Source organism: Gordonia sp. YY1 (genome assembly GCF_009872315.1).
GTDB classification, from domain to species: Bacteria; Actinomycetota; Actinomycetes; order Mycobacteriales; family Mycobacteriaceae; genus Gordonia; species Gordonia amicalis.
In genome coordinates, this window is the sequence record NZ_WXYI01000001.1 from 230,795 (window position 1) to 254,003 (window position 23,209).

Annotated in this window: 21 protein-coding genes and 4 pseudogenes; 13 read left to right on the forward strand and 12 right to left on the reverse strand. The window is 67.0% G+C overall.

From position 1 onward, the window contains the following. The 3 genes and pseudogenes from BPODLACK_RS23375 to BPODLACK_RS01080 all read right to left on the reverse strand — a co-directional run. A pseudogene (locus BPODLACK_RS23375) lies at nucleotides 1–172 on the reverse strand (heparin-binding hemagglutinin); the annotation flags it as partial. 85 nt (nucleotides 173–257) lie between these two features. Then, a complete protein-coding gene (locus BPODLACK_RS01075; protein ID WP_006436799.1) occupies nucleotides 258–764 on the reverse strand; it encodes a helix-turn-helix domain-containing protein in 507 nt (168 codons plus the stop codon). Between the two features lie 127 nt (nucleotides 765–891). Further along, nucleotides 892–2,232: a DUF445 domain-containing protein gene (locus BPODLACK_RS01080; RefSeq protein ID WP_006436800.1), complete on the reverse strand. Its 1,341-nt coding sequence runs from the start codon at nucleotides 2,230–2,232 to the stop codon at nucleotides 892–894. Nucleotides 2,233–2,273: 41 nt separating this feature from the next. Between BPODLACK_RS01080 and BPODLACK_RS01085 the strand changes: the two genes are divergently transcribed. The 3 genes and pseudogenes from BPODLACK_RS01085 (at nucleotide 2,274) to BPODLACK_RS01095 (ending at nucleotide 4,750) form a co-directional block, all read left to right on the forward strand. Then, nucleotides 2,274–3,074: a TetR/AcrR family transcriptional regulator gene (locus BPODLACK_RS01085; RefSeq protein ID WP_174324733.1), complete on the forward strand. Its 801-nt coding sequence runs from the start codon at nucleotides 2,274–2,276 to the stop codon at nucleotides 3,072–3,074. Continuing rightward, nucleotides 3,071–3,902, forward strand: a pseudogene (locus BPODLACK_RS01090) (SDR family NAD(P)-dependent oxidoreductase). Before BPODLACK_RS01085 ends, BPODLACK_RS01090 begins: the two are co-directional and overlap by 4 nt. Further along, entirely contained in the window at nucleotides 3,899–4,750 is an 852-nt protein-coding gene (locus BPODLACK_RS01095) for a polyphosphate kinase 2 family protein (RefSeq protein ID WP_006436803.1), read from the forward strand. The pseudogene BPODLACK_RS01090 and the gene BPODLACK_RS01095 overlap by 4 nt, the downstream one beginning before the upstream one ends. Nucleotides 4,751–4,866: 116 nt before the next feature. Here the strand turns inward: BPODLACK_RS01095 and BPODLACK_RS01100 are convergent. The 5 genes and pseudogenes from BPODLACK_RS01100 to BPODLACK_RS01120 form a co-directional block, all read right to left on the reverse strand. Beyond that, nucleotides 4,867–5,668: pseudogene (locus BPODLACK_RS01100) on the reverse strand (hypothetical protein). A 217-nt stretch (nucleotides 5,669–5,885) separates the two neighbouring features. Next, a complete protein-coding gene (locus BPODLACK_RS01105) occupies nucleotides 5,886–6,653 on the reverse strand; it encodes a heparin-binding hemagglutinin (protein WP_159404523.1) in 768 nt (255 codons plus the stop codon). Nucleotides 6,654–6,906: 253 nt separating this feature from the next. After that, nucleotides 6,907–7,794, reverse strand: a complete 888-nt coding sequence (locus BPODLACK_RS01110) for a 3-hydroxybutyryl-CoA dehydrogenase (RefSeq protein WP_159404524.1) — start codon at nucleotides 7,792–7,794, stop codon at nucleotides 6,907–6,909. Between the two features lie 162 nt (nucleotides 7,795–7,956). Next, a complete protein-coding gene (gene aceA / locus BPODLACK_RS01115) occupies nucleotides 7,957–9,252 on the reverse strand; it encodes an isocitrate lyase (protein WP_159404525.1) in 1,296 nt (431 codons plus the stop codon). A 471-nt stretch (nucleotides 9,253–9,723) separates the two neighbouring features. Beyond that, complete coding sequence (locus tag BPODLACK_RS01120) at nucleotides 9,724–10,500, reverse strand: hypothetical protein (RefSeq protein WP_159404526.1); 777 nt, start codon at nucleotides 10,498–10,500, stop codon at nucleotides 9,724–9,726. A gap of 60 nt (nucleotides 10,501–10,560) precedes the next feature. Here BPODLACK_RS01120 and ramB point away from each other — a divergent pair, with 60 nt between their 5' ends. Continuing rightward, nucleotides 10,561–11,991 (forward strand): acetate metabolism transcriptional regulator RamB, encoded by a 1,431-nt coding sequence (gene ramB, locus BPODLACK_RS01125; RefSeq protein ID WP_006436809.1) that lies wholly within the window; start codon nucleotides 10,561–10,563, stop codon nucleotides 11,989–11,991. 3 nt (nucleotides 11,992–11,994) lie between these two features. Here the strand turns inward: ramB and BPODLACK_RS01130 are convergent, their stop codons facing one another. Then, the gene (locus BPODLACK_RS01130; RefSeq protein WP_006436810.1) at nucleotides 11,995–13,407 is read right to left on the reverse strand and encodes a lipase family protein; all 1,413 of its coding nucleotides are present in this window, start codon (nucleotides 13,405–13,407) and stop codon (nucleotides 11,995–11,997) included. Between the two features lie 396 nt (nucleotides 13,408–13,803). Between BPODLACK_RS01130 and BPODLACK_RS01135 the strand changes: the two are divergent. Beyond that, nucleotides 13,804–15,094, forward strand: a pseudogene (locus tag BPODLACK_RS01135) (lipase family protein). Nucleotides 15,095–15,133: 39 nt separating this feature from the next. On the opposite strand, the gene BPODLACK_RS01140 reads toward BPODLACK_RS01135, so the two are convergent. Further along, nucleotides 15,134–15,598: a MaoC family dehydratase gene (locus tag BPODLACK_RS01140; RefSeq protein ID WP_006436812.1), complete on the reverse strand. Its 465-nt coding sequence runs from the start codon at nucleotides 15,596–15,598 to the stop codon at nucleotides 15,134–15,136. 25 nt (nucleotides 15,599–15,623) lie between these two features. On the opposite strand from BPODLACK_RS01140, the gene BPODLACK_RS01145 reads away from it, so the two are divergent. From BPODLACK_RS01145 to BPODLACK_RS01180, 8 genes are all read left to right on the forward strand, one after another. Then, nucleotides 15,624–16,160 (forward strand): carboxymuconolactone decarboxylase family protein, encoded by a 537-nt coding sequence (locus BPODLACK_RS01145; protein WP_006436813.1) that lies wholly within the window; start codon nucleotides 15,624–15,626, stop codon nucleotides 16,158–16,160. Nucleotides 16,161–16,173: 13 nt separating this feature from the next. Further along, nucleotides 16,174–16,842 carry a class I SAM-dependent methyltransferase gene (locus BPODLACK_RS01150; RefSeq protein WP_006436814.1) on the forward strand — a complete coding sequence of 223 codons (669 nt, stop codon included), beginning with the start codon at nucleotides 16,174–16,176 and terminating at the stop codon, nucleotides 16,840–16,842. 28 nt (nucleotides 16,843–16,870) lie between these two features. Further along, nucleotides 16,871–17,689 carry a class I SAM-dependent methyltransferase gene (locus tag BPODLACK_RS01155; protein ID WP_159404527.1) on the forward strand — a complete coding sequence of 273 codons (819 nt, stop codon included), beginning with the start codon at nucleotides 16,871–16,873 and terminating at the stop codon, nucleotides 17,687–17,689. Then, nucleotides 17,686–18,015 (forward strand): cupin domain-containing protein, encoded by a 330-nt coding sequence (locus tag BPODLACK_RS01160; RefSeq protein ID WP_006436816.1) that lies wholly within the window; start codon nucleotides 17,686–17,688, stop codon nucleotides 18,013–18,015. Before BPODLACK_RS01155 ends, BPODLACK_RS01160 begins: the two co-directional genes overlap by 4 nt. Nucleotides 18,016–18,061: 46 nt before the next feature. After that, on the forward strand, nucleotides 18,062–18,712 hold the full coding sequence (locus tag BPODLACK_RS01165; RefSeq protein ID WP_006436817.1) for a helix-turn-helix transcriptional regulator: 651 nt from the start codon (nucleotides 18,062–18,064) through the stop codon (nucleotides 18,710–18,712). A gap of 100 nt (nucleotides 18,713–18,812) precedes the next feature. Beyond that, on the forward strand, nucleotides 18,813–19,292 hold the full coding sequence (locus BPODLACK_RS01170) for a hypothetical protein (protein WP_006436818.1): 480 nt from the start codon (nucleotides 18,813–18,815) through the stop codon (nucleotides 19,290–19,292). A gap of 5 nt (nucleotides 19,293–19,297) precedes the next feature. Next, complete coding sequence (locus BPODLACK_RS01175; RefSeq protein ID WP_006436819.1) at nucleotides 19,298–20,017, forward strand: ATP-binding cassette domain-containing protein; 720 nt, start codon at nucleotides 19,298–19,300, stop codon at nucleotides 20,015–20,017. Next, a complete protein-coding gene (locus tag BPODLACK_RS01180; protein ID WP_006436820.1) occupies nucleotides 20,014–20,892 on the forward strand; it encodes a hypothetical protein in 879 nt (292 codons plus the stop codon). The genes BPODLACK_RS01175 and BPODLACK_RS01180 overlap by 4 nt, the downstream gene beginning before the upstream one ends. Here the strand turns inward: BPODLACK_RS01180 and BPODLACK_RS01185 are convergent. Together BPODLACK_RS01185 and BPODLACK_RS01190 are read right to left on the reverse strand one after the other, a co-directional pair. Further along, on the reverse strand, nucleotides 20,810–21,694 hold the full coding sequence (locus tag BPODLACK_RS01185; RefSeq protein WP_040004800.1) for a DNA-3-methyladenine glycosylase family protein: 885 nt from the start codon (nucleotides 21,692–21,694) through the stop codon (nucleotides 20,810–20,812). The two genes, BPODLACK_RS01180 and BPODLACK_RS01185, sit on opposite strands and share 83 nt — an antisense overlap. 219 nt (nucleotides 21,695–21,913) lie before the next feature. After that, a complete protein-coding gene (locus BPODLACK_RS01190) occupies nucleotides 21,914–23,152 on the reverse strand; it encodes an amidohydrolase family protein (protein WP_006436822.1) in 1,239 nt (412 codons plus the stop codon). Between the last annotated feature and the right edge of the window lie 57 nt (nucleotides 23,153–23,209).

Here is a 23,209-nt window from a genome sequence, read left to right on the forward strand (position 1 = left end):
CAAGCTTCGACTGAGTTGTCCCGACAGTCTCCGCAAGCTTCGACTGAGTTGTCCCGACAGTCTCCGCAAGCTTCGACTGGGCCTGTTCGCTCGCCGCCTCGCCACGCTCACGAACCTCGGCCAGCAACGCGGCCACCTGTCCCACGGCTGTCGTCAACGGGTTCTCGCTCATTCAGCTACTCCTGCCTCAGTTTTCTCGGAACTCGGCTTCTCAGGACTCGGCGATGCTTCGGGCCCACCAGTAGCTGATGACTCAGCTACTCATGGTCTGTCGGGGAGATCGAATTCTCCTTCCGGAAGGATTCGTAGATCTCCAGCAACATCTGTTTCTGACGCTCGTTGATCGAGTCATCTGCGATCAGAGCATCACGGACCGGGCTCGCGGGGCGTTCTTCGAGAATTCCTGCGCGGACGTACAACACTTCCGCGGACACCCGCAGACCCTTGGCGATCTGGGCGAGGACGTCGGCGGACGGTTTCCGCAGTCCCCGTTCGATCTGACTGAGGTACGGATTGCTGACGCCGGCGCGTTCGGCGAGCTGCCGCAGCGAGACCTTGGCGGCCACACGCTGGGACCGGATGAAGGCGCCGATGTCCTGGGCCGCATTCGTCACCGCGTCCTGGGCGGCGGTCGCCACCGCCTCCACTGCTTCCACGGCCTCGACCGCCATCGCCGTCGGGCCGTCCTCGGACACGTGGTCGCCGGACTCGGCCCGGCCGTCCACGACGGCGTCGACGGAAGCCTCGTCCTTCTCGCGCTTCATCACGCTCCGTTCCAGGGGTCGATCATCGCGGCGCCCCGACCGGATACCCACTGCCGCACCCGGCCACGCACGCTTTCCCAGTATCGGCGTCGGTGCTAGCACGTGCAAGCACACAGCTAATCCCGTGTCAGTGGAAGATCAGCACCGACGTGGTGTGGATGGCCAGACCGGCGAGCGCACCGACAACGGTGCCGTTGATGCGGATGAACTGCAGATCGCGGCCCACCTGGAGTTCGATCTTGCGGCTCGTGTCGTCGGCGTCCCAGCCGCGCACGGTCTCGGTGATGACCGCGATGATCTCCTGCGAATAGTTGGCGGCGATGTGATGAGCGACCCGCGCCACCCAGCCGTTCATCTTCTCCTGCAGCGGACGGTCATCGCGAATTCTCGTGGCCAACTGGATGATCGAGTCCGACAAGGTATTTCGCAGCGTGCTGTTGGGGTCGTCGAGCATCTGCTCGATGACGGCCTTGCCGGTCTTCCATGCGGTCGACGCGGCACCGGTGACCTCGTCACGTCCCACCAACTCCATCTTGATGTTCTCGAACTTCGCGATCATCTCGGGATCGTGCTGCAGGTCGTCGGCGAACTTCTCGACGAACTCGTGCATGGCCCGACGCAGTTCGTGGTCGGGGTCGGAGCGCACCTTGTAGGTGAAGTCGACGAGCTCCCGATGGATCTTGTCGCCGACGAGCGTGTTGACGAACTTCGGCGTCCACTGCGGCCCGTCGCGGTCGACCACGCGGTCGATGAGGTCCTGGCTGCCGATCGCCCACTCGTGGGCGCGATCGCACAGCATCTGGAAGACCGGTTCGAGACGGTCCTCGGCGATGAGCTGTTCCAGGATCCGGCCGGTCGGGGGCGCCCACTGCGGTTCGGCCACCCACTTGAGAGCCGCCTGGATGAGCTGTTCGACGTCCTCGTCGCGCAGCATCTCCGACGCGAGCTGGACCGCACGAGCCGCTTCACCGGAGATCCGCGGGGCATTGCGCGAGTCGGCGACCCACGTCGAGAACCGCCGCGGCAGGTCGATCTGCTGAGCGCGGTACACCACCACCTCGGGCGTCATGAAGTTCTCTTCGATGAAGCCGCCGAGCTGGTCGCCGATGTCGTCCTTCTTCTTGCGGATCAGCGCGGTGTGCGGGATCGGGATGCCGAGCGGATGCCGGAAGAGGGCCGTCACCGCGAACCAGTCGGCCAGCGCGCCGACCATGCCGGCCTCGGACGCCGCCTGCACATAACCGACCCATGCGGCGACGTCGGTACCGTCCCGGTGCTCGAGGTAGCGGGTGAAGAGGTAGACCACCGCCGCGAAGATCAGGAAGCCGGTCGCGACCGCCTTCATCTTGCGGAGGTCCCTGCGCCTGCCGGCGTCGCCCGGGTTGTCCCCACCGAATCCAGGGGCGGACGGCGCCTTCGGCACACCCTCGGGTTGTCCCGCGGCTCCTTCGATGACTGTCGATGCCATGGCACCAGTGTCACCCATCAACCGACTACGCTGGCGTCGTGATGGCCAACCGCCCGAATCCCGCAGCTGCCGCGCGTGCAGCGATGGCGGCTGCGGCCAACGTGACGCGTGGCCTCGAACAGGTACTGACCACCGTCACCGACACCGGCGCCAAACCCGACGGCCGCAAGCAGCGCTGGGAGAAGCACAAGCTCGCACGCCGCACCGAGCTCACCGACGGCGTCATCGCCGCGATCCGCGAGCTGGGTGCCGACGTCGGGATGGACGAGATCGCCGCGCACATCGGGGTGTCCAAAACCGTCCTCTACCGGTACTTCACCGACAAGAGCGACGTCGGGGTGGCGACCACCGTGCGCTTCTTCGAGACGACGATCTGGCCGCGCCTGACCGAGGCGATCTCCGACGACGTCGACGAGTACACCCTCACCCACACGATCATCGGCGTGTACGTCCACGCGGTCGACGATGAACCCAATCTGTACCGCTTCGCGCTCGCCAGCTCGCCCACGTCGTCGCCCGCTCCGGCCGACTCGGTTCGCCTGGTGTCGCAGCTGGTCATGAGCAGCATCGTGATGCGCATGGCCGACCGGGGCGCGGACACCACGGGTGCGGAACTGTGGTCGCACGCCCTCGTCGGCGGTATCCAGCACGTCGTCGACTGGTGGATGACCAGCCGCACGCTCGACGCCGACCAGGTCGTCGACTACCTGACGATGATGGTGTGGAGCGCGATCGTGGGCGTTGCCTCCGTCGACGGGTCGCGGGATGCCTTCCTCGCCGCTCCCCCACCGCTGACCGAACCCGCGCGCGAGGCACCGTCCGACGCGGGAGGGGGGTTGTGAGCCGGGTGGCGCTGGTGACCGGGGGCAGCCGGGGCGTCGGTCACGGCATCGCCCGTGCACTCGTCGACGACGGCTGGACCACGTACGTCACCTCCCGCCACGGCACCGGACCCGACGGCGCCCTCGCCCTGCGCTGCGATCACACCGACGACGCCGCGGTGGCCGCGGCCTTCGACGAGATCGCCTTCGAGTGGGCAACTCGACCTCCTCGTCAACAACGCCTGGGCAGCGCCCAAGGGATTCGGCGGGTTCTCCGACCCGTTCTGGAAACGCCCGGTCGACGACTGGGACACCCTGATCGGCGTGGGCCTACGCGCGCACTACGTCTCGTCGGTTCATGCGGCACGCCTGATGACCGAGGCGGGACGGGGTCTGATCACGAACATCTCGTCCTTCGGGTCCCGCGGCCACCTCCATTCGGTGCTCTACGGGATGAGCAAGACCGCACTGGACAAGATGGCCGCCGACATGGCCGTCGAGCTGAAGGACACGGGCGTCGCCGCGATCTCGTTGTGGCTCGGCCTCATCCGCACCGAGTTGCTGTTGTCGCTCGGCATCGACGAGTTCGCCGGTTTCTCGCTGCAGCGAGCCGAGGACCCGGAGTTCGTGGGCCGGGTCATCTCCCGACTCGCCCGGGACCCGGATCTCGCCGCACACAACGGCCACACCCTCGTCACCGCCGAACTGGGCACCCGCTACGGCATCGTGAACAACGATGGGACACCGCCGGATTCGCATCGTGCTGCGTTCGGCGGCGGACCACTGTTCCCACCATCACACCAGGTGGACGTCGACGATCGAATCCCGTCACGAGAGGACCTGTCATGAGCAAGGGCTGGACGGCACCTGCCGTGGAGGCACTCCGCGCCCGGACGATCGGGCCGATCGCCTCCTTCGACGCCGACTCCACGCCCGGATTCGACGGTGACAAGGATTCCGGGGCAGAGCTTCTCGCCGAGCGCGGTCAGACGCTGGCCGCTCTGCAGGAGCTGTTGTACGCCAACGGCCGCACCGGTGATCACCGGTCGGTGTTGCTCGTGCTGCAGGGGATGGACACCGCGGGCAAGGGTGGCATCGTCCGGCACGTGGGCGGCCTCCTCGACCCGCAGGGGTTGTCCATCAAGGGATTCGGTAAGCCGACCCCGGAAGAGTTGCAGCACGATTTCCTGTGGCGGATCAACAAGGCGCTGCCACCCGCGGGTCGGATCGGGATCTTCGACCGGTCACACTACGAGGACGTGCTACCCGTCCGGGTGCACAACCTCGCCCCGAAGTCGGAGTGGGAGAAGCGTTACCACATCATCAACCAGTTCGAGTCCGAACTGGTCGACAACGGCACCACGATCATCAAATGTTGTCTGGTGGTGTCCAAGGACGAGCAGAAGGCCCGCCTCGCCGAGCGCCTCGACCGGCCGGACAAGTACTGGAAGTACCACCCCGGCGACGTCGACGAACGCGCCCATTGGGACGCCTACCTCGAGGCCTACCAGGATATCTTCGACCTCACCGACAAGGACTCGGCGCCCTGGTTCGTGATCCCGGCGAACCGCAAATGGTTTGCCCGACTGGCTGTCTGCGAGTTGCTCACCACCGCACTCGCCGGACTCGATCTCGACTGGCCGAAGGCGGACTTCGACGTCGAGGCCGAGAAGAAACGAGTCGCGGCGTCGGACTGATCCCCTCGCTGCCCGTTCCGCCTCCCGCGGGCCCGCTTCCTTCCCGCTCTGCCACCTCCCTTCCGCTGCTCAGATCCAATAAGCGGCGAGGAATCCAAGGCGCGCAAGCAAATTCGCTACGCAGGAATCCCTGTTCCCGGTATCAGATCCAAACGGCCGAGCCACGGGCGCAGCAGATCGGGAAGTGAGCCCTCCTCGAGAACCGACCAGGTCCAGCGCACGACCATCACACCGAGCGCCCTGAGTTCGTCCTCGCGACGCTTCTCCCGGCAGACCCGCCTCGATCATCTGCGCACGACTCCAGGACTCGCCGACGCTTTCGGACAATCCGCTCGCCAGCGACAGCGCACGCCGCGCGTTGCGGATACCCTGTCGCCGACGACCCGCAAGGATCTGTGCGATCCGGTCGCGATCCGCGCCGGCACGCAGCGCCTGGTCGAACGCTGTCAGCGCCTGGGCGAAACTCCCCGCCGCGGCGACATCGACCGCGGTGCGCTCGAGTGATGTCACCAGCATGCCGTCGACCTCGACGAGTTCGACGTCGTCCACAGTCGCCGCATGAACGTGCCGATGCCCGAGGACCGAACCGCCCGACTTCTTTCGATTGATGACATGGACGTACTCGATGTCCGGCTTGAGAAGCGGTAGGCCATGAACTGCCGCCGCCGACGCGTGGCCCAACGGCAGGCGCGGCGCCTCGGCCGTACCGGTGGTCGCGACGGCAATGGATTTGAGTCGATGAAGACGCTGAGCGCCCTCGCGTCCGCCGAAGGCCGGAGATGACCGGACGAAGACGCCGGGGATGAGGCGCAGCAGATCGCCGCCTTTGACGGCGGCGGCGAGCTGGTTGTCGGAGAACGCCGCATCGAGTGCAGCGCCGCGTCGGACGAGACCGTAGTGGTCAACGGGAAAGAGCATCACTCTCCTTTGACGCACCGGCGGTCCGATCGGATCCCTGCTCACGCGGAACTCTTCCCGCGCGGACGTTTCCCTCCCGCCGTTGCAGTTTCCTTCCCGCTTATTGGATCTGCCGAGCGAGAGGGAATCCGCGCAGCGCGAAGGAAACAACCGAGCGCGAACACGACGACGCCCCCGCTGAACCCAGCGGGGGCGTCGTATCGAGTTGTGCGACTGCTTACTTCGCGGTGGTCGCCTTCTTGGCCGGAGCCTTCTTGGCGGGCACCTTCTTCACCGGCGGCACCGACTCGTCCTTGGCAGCTTCGACCTTCTTGGCCGGCGATGCCTTGGCGGTGCGGGTCTTGGCCTCGACAGTGCCTGCGGCGCCGTCGATCTCCTTGGCCGCGTCGTCGGCCTGCTCCTTGATGTCGCTGCCGGCCTCTTCGATGGCGACGGCGACGTCCTCGACCTCTTCGCTCACGCGGCCGGCCAGCTTGGCGGCGCGCTCACCCACGAGGCGGGTCTGCGAGGACACGACGCCGAGGGCGTCTTCGGTGAGGTCGACCGCGTCGTTGTAGACCTTCTCGACGCGAGACAGGTTCTCCTGGACGACCGGCTTCTTGCGCAGGCGCTCGAGGGTGGCCTCGCCACGCTCGGCGAGCGTGTTGTAGAAGTCGGTGGCCTTCTCGACGTACGGGTCGGCGAGCTTCTTCAGCTCGTCGGCGGTCAGCTTGCCGCGGATCTCCTCGATCTCGGTCGGGACTTCCTCCGAGAGCGACTCGATGCGGGTCTTGGCCTCGTCGAAGCGGGTCTGTGCGGTCTCGGGCAGATCGGTGATGAGGGCCTTGGTCTCGCTGTAGCGGGCTTCGAGACGCGTCTGCGCGGTCTCGGCAGCGGCCTCGGTGCGCTCACGGAGCTCGGTGAGCTTCTCGGTGACCTGCGCGAACGCATAGTCGCCGGCGCCGACTGCGGCATAGAGGGGGGCGTAATTGCGGGTGGTGGTCACGAGGACACTCCTTCTGTCGGTCACCAATCGCGCTGCAGCACATGCGGTCTCGCTGGTCTCGGCGTCGTTGCCGGGCGCATGTCGGGTTGTCGTCGATTCGACGCGATGGTCGGTGTCGCAAGCCGCCACGATCTTCCGGCTCGTCACCGCGCGAGATGAGAAACCGCGGCGCCATCGGTATTGGTGTTTCCGAACTCCAGTATCCACGCTGTGCTAGCAAATGCAAGCATTCTGCTAACACCTGTGGTCCACGTCACCTTTTCCCGACGAGGGGCCGCTCGTATTCGTAGAAACCGTGCCCGGCCTTCTTGCCGAGACGACCGGCCTCGACCATCCGCAGAAGCAGTGGCGGCGGCGAGTAGAGCGGCTCCTCGAACTCCTCGTACATCTTGTCGGCTATCGCCTTGACGGTGTCGAGACCCACCAGGTCGGCGAGCTTCAGCGGCCCCATCGGATGAGCGCAGCCGAGCACCATCGCCTTGTCGATGTCCTCGACCGTCGAGAAACCGCTCTCCACCATGCGGATCGCGGAGAGCAGATAGGGAACGAGCAGCGCGTTGACGACGAAGCCCGACCGATCGGCGGAACGGATCACCTGTTTGCCGAGTACGTCGTGTGCGAAGGATTCGGCCCGTGCGGTCACCTCGGGAGCTGTCATCAGCGTGGTGACGAGCTCGACCAGAGGGAGCACGGGTACGGGATTGAAGAAGTGGAGACCGATCACGCGGGCGGCGTTCTGAGTTGCCATGCCCAGTTTCATGATCGCGATCGAGGAGGTGTTCGACGCGAGCACCGCATGCGGGTCGACGACGATCTTGTCGAGCTGGGTGAAGATCGCGGTCTTGACCGCCTCGTCCTCGACGACGGCCTCACAGACGAGCTGCCGGTCGGCGAAATCGCCCAGGTCCGAGGTGAACGTGAGGCGGTCCACCGCCTGGTCGCGTTCGCGTTCGGTCAGTTTGCCGCTCGACACTCCCCGATCGAGCGAACTCAGGATGCGGGCACGGCCCGCCGCGACGAGGTCGCGAGTCGATTCGTACACCAGCACGTCGGCCTGGGCCCGGGCACACACCTCGGCGATACCCGCACCCATCTGTCCGGCGCCGACGACGCCGACTCGGCAGACCTTCTCGCTTGTCATGTCGAATCCTCACGGGAAAGTTCTGGTAACAACTGATCTCGCACGAACATGGGTAACTCCCGGGGTACGAACCAAGCCCTGGATAGACCAACAGGCGGTCCGCAGCGAAAGCCGCGGACCGCCTGACTGGTTCGCCGAGATTCCGGGGAGGCGGAATGGCTCCTAGTGGAACTGGCCCTCTTCGGTCGAGCCCTTGAGAGCTGCGGTCGAGGTGTTCGGGTCGACGGTGGTGGCGATGCTGTCGAAGTAGCCGGCGCCGACCTCACGCTGGTGCTTGACGGCGGTGAATCCACGCTCGTCGGCTGCCTTGAACTCACGGTTCTGCAGGTCGACGAAGGCGGTCATCTGCTCGCGGGCGTAACCGTAGGCCAGGTCGAACATGCCGTAGTTGAGCGAGTGGAAGCCGGCCAGCGTGATGAACTGGAAGGTGAAGCCCATGGCGCCCAGCTCGTTCTGGAACTTGGCGATGGTGCTGTCGTCGAGGCGCTTGCTCCAGTTGAACGACGGGCTGCAGTTGTAGGAGAGCAGCTGGTCGGGGAACTCCGACTTGACTGCCTCGGCGAACTTGCGGGCCAGCTCGAGATCGGGGGTACCGGTCTCCATCCAGATCATGTCGGCATAGGGAGCGTAGGACTTCGCACGCTCGATGCACGGCTCGATGCCGTTCTTCACGTGGTAGTAGCCCTCGGCGGTGCGCTCACCGGTGACGAACTGCTTGTCGCGGTCGTCCACATCGGAGGTGATGAGGGTCGCGGCCTCGGCGTCGGTACGCGCGATGACGACGGTGGGGACACCGGCGACGTCGGCGGCCAGGCGGGCCGAGTTCAGGGTGCGGATGTGCTGCTGGGTCGGGATGAGCACCTTGCCACCGAGGTGGCCGCACTTCTTCTCCGAGGCGAGCTGATCCTCCCAGTGGGTACCGGCGGCACCCGCGGCGATCATGGCCTTCTGCAGCTCGTAGACGTTGAGCGCGCCACCGAAGCCGGCCTCACCGTCGGCGACGATCGGGACGACCCAGTTGTCGACCGAGTCGTCACCCTCGACGCGGGCGATCTCGTCGGCGCGGAGAAGCGCGTTGTTGATGCGACGAACAACGTTCGGAACCGAGTTCGCCGGGTACAGCGACTGGTCGGGGTAGGTGTGGCCGGACAGGTTGGCGTCACCGGCGACCTGCCAGCCCGACAGGTACACGGCCTTCAGGCCGGCGCGGACCTGCTGCACGGCCTGGTTACCGGTGAGGGCACCCAGAGCGTTGATGTAGCTGCCATCACCCTTGGTCACGCCTTCCCACAGGATCTCGGCGCCACGGCGGGCGAGGGTGTGCTCCTCGACGACCGAACCCTGGAGCTGAGCGACCTGCTCGGCGGTGTAGTCGCGCTTGATGCCCTTCCAGCGGGGATTGGTGTCCCAGTCCTGCTGGATTTCCGCGGCGGTGCGGGGCTTTCCGACGTTGCTCATTGGCTACTTCGCTTTCGTTGTCCTGCTCGTCTCGACCGGGTCGGATCGGGACGACCGGCCCGGCGCGCCGCCGAGGCCTGGAGTGCTGACAGACATCCGACGTGGTTCCCGAGAGCGTTGTACTCGCGAGTCCGGCGGCGGTGTCGGCCGGACTTTGCGAACTCTTGGGCTTCCGTCTGAGGTGCCTGCAGCAAGGGTGCCACAGGACAAACACGCAGGTCCAACCCTCGCGGACTGTAAATCCGGGTTATTTTTTGACGCCGCGTTGCAAAGTTTGCAAATCTTGACATGTGAAAGCCTTCGTGGATCCCCGAAAAAAGTACGCGCGTACTGGGATTTCCTACTCCCGAGTACAGCAGACTCCGTGACTTCTCTGCGAGCCGTCGGGGGTCCGACATCCGGCGCCGGCGCGGCAATAGTGACCACTTTCACACCGCGCAGACGGCCCGACGCGCGCTTCGACCGCCTCGATCAGGGTGCGGTGACGCGACCGACGGCGGCGTCGAAGACTCTCACGAAGGTCGCGGCGTCGACGGGTTCGGTCGGTTCGGTCGGCGGATCGGAGGCCGGCGTGGTCGCGCCCGACACCGTCAGCTGGACGGTCACCGGCCCCGACGTCGGACGGTCCAGGGCGGCATGTCCGGCGAAGCCGATCTGGCGGCGGACACCACCGTCGGGCAGCGTCGTGGTGACCTCGGACCGCGTCAGCAGCATCTGCTCGCCGGTGCCGAGGCCGCCGTCCACCTCGGGCGGCGCCATCTCCGTGTACTCGGTGACGACACGGCTCCCGGCGAGATTTCCGACGGTGATCTCGGTGGTCGTGCGCGAGCAGCGACCGGTCGTGGAGAGCCGGTCGGCGTCGATGTCGCGCCTCGCCTCGGTGACCAGCTCGACGAGTACCCCCGTGCCACCACGCGCGGCGAGGACCGCCGAGCTGTCCGCGGTCAGCTCCCCGTTCAATTCCGCGTCGGCGGTCGGGGTGCAGAACCCGGGGGTCACCCGGGCGGTGCGCGCGGCGTCGATGCCCGCCCGGTTTCCCGCGACGAGGTCACTGACGGACAGCGATTCGGCGGTGAATCCCGGCGGTAGGTCGGATGGCTGGAGCAGCAGGTCGGCAGGCGTGCGAGGAGCGGGTGCTTCGGCCGACCCGTTCGAACATCCGGCGATCGCGATCACCGCGGCCACCAGCGCGAACACGGCCGACGCCACCGGCCTCGGGCTGCGGTGTCGGCCGCGGGGTGAGCGCACGCGGTCACCGTACCCTGAAGGGGATCATCGATCTGGCATCCCCTGTCCTGGAGGTGGCGAGTGAGCAGGACCTACGTCGGCTCCCGGCTGCGTCAGTTGCGATCCGAGCGCGGACTCTCGCAGGTGGCCCTCGCGCAGACGCTGTCGATCTCCGCGTCGTATCTCAATCAGATCGAGCACGACGCCCGGCCGCTGACGACGTCGGTGTTGCGCAAGATCACCGAGGCGTTCGGCGTCGACGCCGGGTTCTTCGACTCCCAGGACGATCTCCGGCTGGTCGCCGAACTGCGCGAGGTGCTGCTCGACGACGACATCGAGGCCGGTCCGGGCGCGCACGACGCCCAGCAGATCAGCACGATGGTCGCCTCGCATCCGGAGATCGCGCAGGCGATGGTCAATCTGCACCGGCGCTACCGGATCGCGACCGACCAGCTCGCCGCGGCCACCGACGAACGCGGCGACCGCAGCATGCGGGGCACGATCAGCGCACCACACGAGGAAGTGCGCGACTACTTCTATCAGCGCCGCAACTACATCCATGAGCTCGACATCGCCGCCGAGGAGATGACGAACCGCATGCGCATGCACTCGGCGGACATCCGGCGCGAGATCATGAACCGCATCGAGAACGTGCACGGGATCAGCATCGTGCGCCGCGTCGACCTCGGCGACTACACCCTCCACCGGCTGAACTCCGAGGAGCGCCGCCTGGAGTTCTCGGCCGCCCTCTCCGCCGGACAGCGGACCTTCAAGCTCGCCAGCGAGCTCTGCTACCTCGAGTACCACGATCTCCTCGACGAACTCGTCGACCAGGGAAACTTCACCAGTGAGGACGCGCGCTCACTGGCGCTGCTCGGCCTGGCGAACTACTTCGCCGCGGCAGTCGTGCTCCCCTACAGCCAGTTCCACGGCGCGGCAGAAGATTTCCGCTACGACATCGAACGGCTCTCAGCGTTCTACGCGGTGTCCTACGAGACGATCTGCCACCGGCTCTCGACGCTGCAACGCCCCAACCTCCGCGGGATACCGTGGTCGTTCGTCCGTGTCGACCGCGCCGGGAACATGTCGAAACGACAGTCCGCCACCGGTTTCCACTTTTCCTCCAGCGGCGGCACCTGCCCGCTGTGGAATGTCTACGAGACCTTCGCCTCGCCGGGCAAGATCCTCACCCAGATCGCCGAGATGCCCGACGGCCGCAACTACTTCTGGGTGGCGCGCACGGTCGAACGCCGCGCCGCGCGGTACGGGCAACCCGGCAAGACCTTCGCGATCGGCATGGGATGCGAACTCCGCCATGCCGGTCGGGTGATCTACTCCGACGGCCTCGAGATCGGACCGCAGGCACACGTGACCCCGATCGGTGCGGGCTGCCGCGTCTGCGAACGAACCCAGTGCGCACAGCGGGCCTTCCCCGCCCTGGGCGCCACACTGCGCGTCAACGAACACTCCTCCACGGTGTCGCCGTACATGGCGATCACCGAGACACGGTGAGGATCAGCGACACTCGTTGGTGGCGGGGATTCCCTGCAATCGACGGTCGAGCCAGGTGGCCACATCGGGAAAGGCCTCGAACACCGTCGTGATGTGCTCACCCGGATACTCGCGGTAGATCGCGGTCGCACCGAGTTCGCACTGCTCGGCGAACAGGGCACGCGCCTGGGTCGCGGGAAGCCACCATTCGTAGGTCCCCTGATAGATGAACAGGGGCATGGTCGCCCGGTACCCCGACATCGACGTGACGTCGAAGATGTGGTCGGCGACCGGTGAATGGAACGGGTCGGGGTCGAGCGAGAGCAGCTGCGTCGGCAGATGGGAGAAACCCAGGATGCCCATCTCGCCGGTGCAGAGGTCGCGCAGCCCGGAGGTCGCGAGCCACCGTGCGACATGGTTCGACATCCCCAGGATCTCCGGACGCTCCCGCGCCACACCCAGCATCGCGGAGTGGAAAACCCCGGATGCGAGGTTGGCGTTCATCGCCCCGGCCAGGACCCGGTAATCCGCCGGAACACCGCCGATGGCCGCGCCGACGAAGCGTCCGGCCTGATCGGGGGCGTAGGTGGAGGCGAGTTTCGCGGCCCCGTTGGTGGCGATCGCACCACCGGAGTATCCGTGCATGGCGATCGGGCCACGACCGAACTCGATCGGATCGAGTCTCGCCGCGGCACGGACGGAATCGAGGACGACATGCGCGCCGACATACGGTTCGGCATAGGCCATCCGGGCGCCCGTGTGGTCGGGCACGATCACCGCATAACCACGATCGAGCGCCAGCTGGGTCAGCGGCGGGAACAGGTCGGTGTTGTTGGTGTCCTTGTTGTACCCGTGGGAGAACGTGTAACCCGGTGTACAGGTCGTCCCCAGCGCGACGATCGGTGTGTTGTTGACGAGGATCGGCCGCGGCCCCGGACCCCTCCACGCCTTCTGCGGGACGAACAGGGTCGCCGTGCCGAACAGCGGGCCGCCGGTGGCGTCGGTGGTGCGGAACTTGATCTGCCGGGCCGACCGCAGCGGCACGGTGACGAGGAAGCCGGCCACCTGCGTCACGTCTCTAGTCGCGATCAGGTCGCCGGGCTCGAGTGCGGCGAGGTCGGCGGGCCAGTGATCGAAGAAGCGATCGCCCACCGGCGACGGCATGACCGCCTCACGCAGTTCCTGCAGTTCCTTGGAACCGCCCTCGATCTTCGACCGCTGCGGGATGCGGTTGAGCTTCTTGACCGGCGGGGCGGGCACCACCGCGTCGATCTCGCCCGGGATGGCCGACGGTACGGCGGTCAGGTTCGGTGGCTCGGCCCGGGCCACCGGGCCGAGCCCCGGTCCCCACACGCCACCGAGCAGGCCAACGGTCGCGACGCCGACGGCCGCCGCCACACACAGCGTCCGTGATCGCCACCTGAACTTCGAGCGCATCGCCAACACTCCTGCCACACCGGCGATCCCGGGTCAGCTCACCCCCGATGGTCAGCCCAACTCGCCATTCCGGTCCGAATTCCGTCATGCTAAACGCCCGCGGGGACTTCGGCAGGGGACAAACAGATTCAGGCAGAAATCCCCTGGCCGCGATCACGGTTGAGTATCGAAGAAATGTCCATGCGGGTGGCGGGCATCGACATCTGGTCGCTTGTCCTAGTCTCGACCGCAGCGAGGCGACACACTCGCGAGCTGCGGAGGCACCCGATGGCGGCACCGGCGAATCGCCTACGACACCGGACCAGCCGGCGCGCGCTGATCGTGTGCATCACCCTGGGGCTCGTGGCTGCCTGGCGGACGGTGGCCCCGGGGTCAGCATCCGGCGAACCGCCGAACATGATGCCTGTCCCGCCACCGGTCGCCGAGGCCGTCGACTCGGCCGTGCCACCTCCCCCGATCCCCCGCCTCCGCGAGGTCCCACCACGAGCGCGCGCATCCGGATTCGACCACCGCACACTGGAATTACGTGAGGCGCTGTTGCCGTCACCGACCGGCGACCCGTTCTTCGACCGGTGGCCGCCCGATCTGTCGGCACTGGAACCAGGCCAGGTGATCGCGGTCCGCGACGTCACCGCCTCCGCGAGCCCGGTGGTCACCATCCCGTTGCGGTCGGCGACCCTCGTCAAGTTCGCCACCACCGACGCGGTCGGCGCCCCGATCTTCGGTACGGCAACGCTGCTGATTCCGGCACGAGCGGTCCGTGGGCCACGGCCCCTGCTGGTCAACAACCTGCCGATCGACTCACTCGGAGCCGCCTGTACACCGGGATACACGTTGGCACATGGCTTCTCGATCGCGACGAACCCCACCGACCTGATCCCGCCGACCACTCAGCTCGCCTTGTACGACGGTCACGCGGTCCTCATCCCCGACCATCAGGGGCCGCGGATGGCCTACGCCGAGCCCGTTCTGGCGGGGCACGTCGTCCTCGACGCGATCCGCGCGGGTCTGACGCTACGCCCGGACATCCTGCGGCACAGCCGGATCGCGATGGCCGGCTACTCGGGCGGGGCGATCGCGACGCACGGCGCGTCGAAGCTGGTCGGCGAGTACTCACCCGAACTGTCCGACCGGATCGTCGGCGCCGCACTCGGTGGGGTTCCCGCCGACTTCCGGATGCTGGTCGGCAGCATGAACGCCAACCTGGCCACCGGGCTGTTCCACGCCGCGACCTTCGGCATCGCACGCGAACGCACCGAGATCCTGGCGATGGCCAACCGGCCCGCGCGTTGGCTGGCCACGTCACCGCTGAAGAACGTCTGCGTCATCCCCGAGGCCCTGGCAGGGGGGACATTCCTGCCGATGCAGTTGCTGTCGCGCGACCCGGACCCGTTCCACTCGCCGGTGGCCGAACGCATCTACCGGATCACCGCGATGGCCGACCGTAAATCGTTGGCCCCCTTGCTGATCTACCACGGAACCCACGAGTGGTGGATTCCCGCAGCGGGCGCCCGAGCGCTCTACCGCCAGCAGTGCTGGATACGGGGCGACCGCCGCATACCGCGAGATCTTCGGCGAACACATCACCGGCGCGCTCTTGGGATTCCCGGTCGCGCTCGAGTGGCTGAACATGCGACTCGCCGGACGGCCGGCGGTCGACGAATGCCCGCGGCGCCCGGCCGGATGAGGCCGGGCGCCGCGAGAGTCCGAATCGAACAGACGAGGATCAGTAGACGAGCACGCGCAGGTTCTCGGCGACACAGGCCGGCTTGGACTCACCCTCGATCTCGACCGTGTTGGTCACGACCATGTTCACGCCTTTGGGGGTCTCCTCGATCGAGGTGATGACGGCGTTGGACCGGATGCGGGCGCCGACCTTCACCGGGTTCGGAAAGCGCAGCTTGTTCATGCCGTAGTTGAGGACGAGCTTGGGACCCTCGACGGAGAAGATCTGGCCGGCGATCATCGGCAGCAGGGAGACCGTCAGATACCCGTGCGCGATCGTGGTGCCGAACGGCCCCGACTTGGCGCGCTCGGGATCGGTGTGAATCCACTGGTGGTCACCGGTGGCGTCGGCGAACGCGTCGATACGCTCCTGGGTGATCTCCAGCCACTCGCCCGACCCGAGGTCTTCGCCGATCGCGGCCTTCAGTTCTTCGACACTTCTGAACGTCCGTGTGCTGTTCGTCATAGTGGGCGTAGTCTACCGTGGCCCCATGAGCGCACCGCGAGTCACACCGGGTGGTCTCCGAGAACTCGGAGGTTTCAATTTCGTCTTCGCGCGCGGGGCCGCCCGCGTCATCGGAGTCGACGACGCGCACATCTTCTCGACGCTCGGCCGGGCGAAGGGCCTGTTCCGCGGCTGGCTGCATTTCAGCGGCCGGTTGATGCCGTTCGGGACGTTGCCACGCAAGGACTCCGAGATGATCATCATCCGCGTCGCACATCTGCGTGGTTGTGAGTACGAGCTCGACCATCACCGCAGACTCGGGCGCCGGGCGGGCATCGGTGACGTCGAGTTCGAGCGCATCCTCGAGGGCCCGGACGCCGGTTGGGGCGACCGCGAGCGGGCCATCCTGCGCGCCGTCGACGAGCTGGTCGCCGACAAGGACGTCTCCGACATCGCCTGGGCCGCACTGTCGCGGCACCTCGACGACCGCAAGCTGATCGAGTTCACGCTGCTCGTCGGCCAGTACGACAGCCTGGCCACGACGATCCACACGCTCCGCATCCAGCGCGATCGTCATACCTGACATCGGCGAAGCGATGGAGTCGATCAGCCAGCGCCTGATGCGCAACGCCGCATTCGCCGAGATCTACGAGAACCTGTGGCGACCGACCTTCACCCGGTTGTTCAGTCTCGGTGGGCGCGCCACCGAGGACTACGACCGCGCACTGCGCGCATACCTGTCCCGCCCCGGCGACCGACTCGTCCTCGACGTTGCCTGTGGCCCAGGCAATTACACACGCGTGATCGCCGACGGCCTGACCGGCGACGGCCGCTGCATCGGAATCGACTTCTCGGCAGCGATGCTCGCGCGGGCGGCCCGCACCAACGCCGTCGACCGTGCCGCGTTCCTCCGCGCCGATGCGCACGCGATCCCGTTCGGCGACAACACCTTCGACGTCGTCACCTGCCTGGCCGCCCTCTATCTCATCCCCGATCCCCTCCGCGTCGTCGACGAACTGGTACGGGTCACCAGGCCGGGCGGCGAGATCGTCGTGTTCACGTCCGTGGCGACCGAACTGACGTCACTTCCCGGGGTTCAACGGGTCGTCGCCCTGACCGGCTTTCACATCTTCGATGAGCACACCATCGTCGACCGCCTGCGTGCGGCCGGACTGGTGGACGTCGAGCAGACCATCACCGGCCACGGACAGTACGTGCTGGGCCTGAAGCCGGGGCCGGTTATGCCCGCAGGAGATTTACAGTAATGTCCTCCTCGAAATAGGGAGGTTAGGTATGACTAACGAAACTTCGTCCGCCGATCAGCTGCCGTTCGGGCGGCGTAAGACCGAGGACATGCCGGGACATTGGCTGCTCGCCCGGCTCGGCAAGCGAGTGCTGCGTCCCGGTGGACGGGAGCTCACCGAGAGCCTGCTCGACGACGCCCGCATCAACGGCGCCGACGTACTCGAGATCGCCCCCGGCCTGGGCAAGACCGCCACGTCGATCCTCGAGCGATCGCCACGCAGTTACGTCGGCGTCGACGACGATCCGGATGCCGTCGTCCTCACCAAGGATGTCATCGGCGATCGCGGTCGGGTCGTCGCCGGGGACGCATCGGCCACCGGACTCGACGACGCGAGCACCGACGTCGCCGTCGGCGAGGCGATGCTGACGATGCAGTCCGACCGCAACAAGGCCGAGATCGTCGGGGAGGCGTTCCGCGTGCTGCGCCCCGGCGGCCGCTACGCGATCCACGAGCTGGCGATCAATCCCGACACCCTTCCCGACGAGGACAAGACCGAGATCCGCAAGTCCCTGGCACGGTCGATCAAAGTCAACGCGCGACCACTCACCGAGGCAGAGTGGCGAAAGCTGCTGACCGACGCCGGCTTCGAGGTCACCACCGTCAAGTTCGCCGAGATGGCGCTGCTGGAACCGCGCCGCGTGATCGCCGACGAGGGCCTCGGCCGCGCACTTAAGTTCGTCGGCAACGTCATCCGCGACGCCGACGCCCGCAAACGCGTGCTCGCGATGCGTTCGACCTTCACCAAGTACAAGTCGCATCTGGCTGCCATCGAGGTCATCGCGACGAAGCCGGAGGTCGCGGCATGAGCGACACCACCGTGATCACCGGCCTTGCCGAGAACACCGGCAAGGCCGGCGACCGTCCCGACCTCTCGGTGCTCTCTCGCAACGACGGTGCCAACGTCGTGCGTCTGTCCTTCCTCGCCGGGCAGACGATGCCCGACCATCGCGCGGGCCGGCCGATCCTGGTCATCGGTCAGAGCGGCGAGATCGACTTCACCGTGGGTGACGACACGACGCGCCTCGAGGCGGGCGTCGCGATCCACGTGAACGCCGACATCCCGCACGCCCTCGAAGCGCGGACCGATGCAGTGGTCACACTGGTGGTGTTGGAGAATCCGACTGCGAACTGAACTCCGCGTCGGCGCGCGCGGTGCGCGTCGAGATCGAGAGGAACCCATGGCGACCAAGCAGCGCGACAAGATCATCGCCCTGCTCACCGAATCGGCCGCGCCGATGGTCGCCGGAGAGATCTCGGCACGCCTCGACCTGCATGTCACCACGGCCCGCTTCCACCTCGCCAAACTTGTCGAGGAGGGGCGGGTCGAGACCACGACGGTCCCGACCGCAGGCGTCGGACGTCCCCGCGTCGGTTATCGGATGGTCCGGCAGGCGCCCACCGGCGCGCTGCTGGGCCATCTCCTCGGACAGCTCGGCAGCACGACGGCGGCTCGCGAGCACGCCGGCGCCGAGGCCGGTCGCCTCTGGGCCGAACAGCATGCGCACCCCGTGCCTGCCGCCGATCTGCCCGACCCCGTGACCGTCGCCGCCCAAACCCTCGGCGAACTGGGCTTCCAGGTGTCGAACATGGTGAGCGCCTTCGGTTCCCACGAACTACGACTGTGCTCGTGCCCGTTGCAGGACATCGCCCGCACGCACCCCGAGGTCGCCCGCGGAATCGCTCGCGGGGTCATCGAGCAGGCACTTGCCGCGAGTTCCCCCGCACTCAGTTCGCAGTATGCCGTCAGCGTCGCCCCGGATCCGTCCGGCGGCAACTGCGAGATCGTGCTGCGACTGGCCCCGGTGCGACGCGGCGCAGCCCTCCCCTGAGACACGTACATAGGTAAGGCTTGCCTCAATCATTTTTGAGGATTAAGTTACTCCAAAGGCGTTGGCGAACGACCACCGCCGGACACAGGAGAACCACGTCATGCAGCTCATCCGGAGGATGACCATCGCCGCGCTCGCGACGCTCGTGGCCGTCATCGGGCTCGTATCGGCCACCGGCGGCGCCTCGGCCGCCAAGACCTTCCCGCCGAACTTCAAGGTCACCGCCGACCGTCCCACGCTCGCCGATCTCAACGACATCGTCGAGTTCCTGGTCGAGACGCCGGCGTCGGATCAGGCCAAGGCAGCCAACGTCGAGGGCGGCATGAACGCCGTGATCGTCCCGAAGACCGTGTACTCACTCGGCCTCTTCCGTGCGCCTCGTGGCTGGAACGACGTGACCGGCCCCCTGGTCCAGAAGGGCAACAGTGTCACCGCCACGCTCAACAGCGGCTCGGCCGGCCGTCCCACGATCCGCATGACGATCGAGTTCAAGAAGCTCGACGGCAACTGGAAGCTCGCGGCGAGCTCGCTGTGCCAGGGCGTCAAGACCGTCGGCCTGAACATCTACTGCAACAGCTGATCGGCGTGCTCGACATCAACGGCCTGTCCGTCCGAGTGGGCGGGCAGGCCGTTCTCGATGGGATCACCACTCATGTCGACGACGGTGAGCTCGTCTATCTGCTCGGCCGCAACGGCACCGGAAAGACCACGCTACTGCGGACCATCTGCGGTGTGATCCCGCCCTCTGCGGGACGAATCCTCTTCGACGGCAAGCGATTCGCCGAACTCGCCACACCATCGACGGTGATCGGTATGCACCTGGGCACCGACGGCGCCCATCCCGGACACACCGCCCGGCGCCACCTGACCTGGCTCGCCCGGGCCGGCGGGATCCCGACCGGCCGGGTGGCCGAGGTCCTCGACCTCGTCGGACTCTCCGACGTCGCCGACCGCCGGGTCGTCGACTACTCCCTGGGCATGCGGCAGCGGCTCGGGATCGCGACCGCGCTCCTGGGCGACGCCCGGACGCTCATCCTCGACGAGCCGGTCAACGGTCTCGACATCGACGGCATCCGTTGGCTCCGAGGCCTTCTCCGGGACCTCGCCGACGACGGCCGCCGCCTGCTCATCGCCTCTCACCACCTCGACGAGGTGGCCCGCACCGCCGACCGCGTCGTCGTCCTGGATTCCGGTCATGTCACCGCCGATGCGCCGCTGACCGAATTCATCGGTGGGCATGCGGATCTCGAGGAGGCATACCTCGCCGCGGCGGCCGGCCGGACACCCGCAGGAGTCACCCCATGACCACCACACTCGCGGCCGTGGTGGGCCAGATCCGTCGCGGCACCCGCGCCGAGCTCACCCGTGTCGGCGGTGCACGCAGCATTCTGCTCTACGGGCTGATCCCGGGAGCGGTACTTCTGCCCCTCGTCATCACTTTCGGCGTCGCCACCGTCGCCGAACGGTTCGCGTCGATCTCGGGCAGCATCCAGGTCACCTCGGTCACCACGACCAATTCGGTCTACTGGGTCATCACCTTCACCGTGATGATCTGGGCCGTGGTCGCCGCCTACGCCCAGGCGACCGCGGAGCGCGGTGCGCTGGGAGAGCTCGCCCGCCACCTCTACCCGCGGCGCTGGACCGGTCTGGTCTCCCGGTGGATCGCCTACGGCACTGGCGCCGCCCTGTGTAGCGCGGCACTGGTCGCGCTGGTCATGGCGATGCTGCCCACCTTCTTCCCGAAGGTCTACAGCGGGGTCGACATCGGTTCGGCGGAGGGGGTACGCTTCCTGATCGCGGTGCCGGTCTTCGCGGTGTTCGCGGTCGGGATCGGCATCGGACTCGCCGCGATCATCGGCCACCCCGCGGGAACCGTTGTGACACTGCTAGGTTGGGCGTACGTCATCGAGAACGCGATCAGCCTGGTGCCCGACGGTTATACGCTGCAGCAGTACATGCCCTTTCTCAACGGAACCTTCGGCACCGGACAGGAACTCGCGTTCATGCCGCCGTGGGGTCCCACCGGAGGACTCCTCTACTGCGGCGCGATCGCGCTGACCCTCGTCACCCTCGGATGCATCACGCTGACGCTCCGGGTCAGAAGGACCGGTAGTCGCGCACCGTCATCCGCGGTCCTCGCCGCTCTCGGCGGACGCCGTGCAGCTCGACCATCCGGATGATCCGACGCCGTTGTCCGGCATAGGGTTCCAGCAGTTCGAGCATGCCCGCGTCGTCGACCGGTTCGCCGATGAGGGTCATGCCCACCAGTGTCGGGATGTGATAGTCACCGACCGACACCGCATCGGTGTCGCCGACCGCACGCGCACGCGTCTCCGCCTCGGTCCAGCGCCCCACGCCCCGTAGGAGCCGGAGCCGGTCGTGGTGGCGCTCCACGTCCATCACGGTCGCGCCGCGGATCGTGCGCATGCGCACCGGTTCGATGCCGCTCCGGTGCCACTCCCACGACGGGATGTCGGCCCACGCGGCCCGCGGCGGCGGCACACGCATCGTGTCGGGTACCGGACCGGGCGCCGGTTCGCCGAAGCGGCGCACCAGATATCGCCACGCGCGGAAGGCCTCGGCGCCGACCACCTTCTGCTCGAGGATCGCCGGTACGAGCGCCTCCCACACCCGGTCGGTCCGGCCGATGCGCAGGCCCACCGACCGCCGGACGAGTCCGGCGACCACGTCGTCGTGCACGGTCATCGCCTGCGGGTCGTCGGAGGCACCGAGGAAGTCCGGCAACTGCTCGAGCAGCCAGTCGGCTCCCGGACCCCATGCACGTCCCAGCACTCGGGAACCGTCGATTCGCAGGGTCTCGGTGCCCGGGCCGTCGGGGGTCTGTACAGCGCGCCAGATCGACCCGTCGCTGCCGTAGACGAACGTGGGGTCACCGGCTCCCCGTCGAAGATGACCGACAGTGCCCCGAACGTCGAGCGGCCACGGCAACTCCCACTCGCGGACACGTTCGACGACACTCACCGCTCCGAGCGTAGTCCGCACTTCCTAGGTCCGTTTCTCGCCGAATTCCGGAAAAGGACGGGATATGTGTGCGAAGAATTCATCGGCCATTCCGAACCGCCGGCCGTGAAAAGAGTGCCGGGATACGACGAGAGCCGGTGACCGAACTGGTCACCGGCTCTCGTCGATGCGTCACAGGAAGCGATTCAGCGCTTCCACGAGTTCACTCCCCGCGATCGATCAGAGTGCGTATCCGCCGCGGTTGGAGGCGATCTTGCCCTCCTTGAGGACCAGGAGGATGTTGTCGTGGTCGGCCAGCGAATCGATGGCGGCGAGCGGATCGCCCTTGACGACGACCACGTCGGCGAGCTTGCCCGGCTCCAGGGTGCCGAGGGTGTCGGCGACGTCGCAGAGCTCGGCGGAGGTGCGGGTGCCGGCGACGATGGCCTGCATCGGGGTCATGCCACCGAACTTCACCAGGCAGCCGAGCTCGCCGAGGGTCGCCCCGTGGTCGGGGACCAGACCGGCGTCGGTGCCCACGGCGACCTTGATCCCGGCCTCGATCGACGCCGCGATGGACTCGTGTGCCAGGTTGTGCCACTTCTCGGATTTGGCGACCGCCTGCGGGGTCGCGGTGTCGGGCTTGAGGGTCTCGATGAGGGTGGGCACCAGGTACTGACCGCGCTCGACCATCTCGGCGCGCAGTTCGTCGGTGAGGGCGTAGCCGTGTTCGATCGAATGCGCGCCACCCTGGACGGCGGCCTGGATCCCGGCGAGGCCGATGGCGTGAGCCGCGACCTTGCGACCGCCGTAGTTGTGGGCCTCTTCGACGAGGGCGGCGACGATCTCGGTGCGGGCACCCAGCCAGTCCGGGTCGTCGCTGGGAGAGGAGACACCGCCGCTGGAGGCGACCTTGACGACGTCGACACCGCTGCGCAACAGCTTGCGGACCTCGCGGCGCGCCTCGTCGACGGTGTCCACGAGGAGACCGCCGATCAGGCCGGTGCCGTCGAGGCCGGACGCGATGTGGAAGTCGGCGTGGCCACCGGTCTGGCTGAGCATCTTGTCGGCGACCAGGAGTCGCGGACCGGCGACGAGACCGTGGGCGACCGCGTCCCGAACGCCGACGTCGACGCCCATGAGGTCACGCACGGTGGTGACACCGGCGCCGATCGTGGTCTTGAGGCGGTCGATGAGCTCGAAGTAGCGGTACGACGGCCGGACCATCGCTGCGGAGATCGGTGAGCCCTTGGTGCCCGGCAGCGAGAGATGCACATGGCAGTCGAAGAATCCGGGAGTGACGGTGTTGCCCCCGACATCCACCTTCACCGGCTTCGCCGACTCGTCGATCTGCGGGGCACCAGCAGCCGCACCGGCGTAGGTGATCTTGCCGTCGTCGATCACGACAACCGCGTCGGCGATCGGGTCGGCTCCGGTCCCGTCGATCAGACGAGCATTGTGCAGGATGGTTGTGCTCATAACGTTTGGTTATACCGTGAATTCCGATCTTCCCGGGCATTCGCTATTCGATCCCGG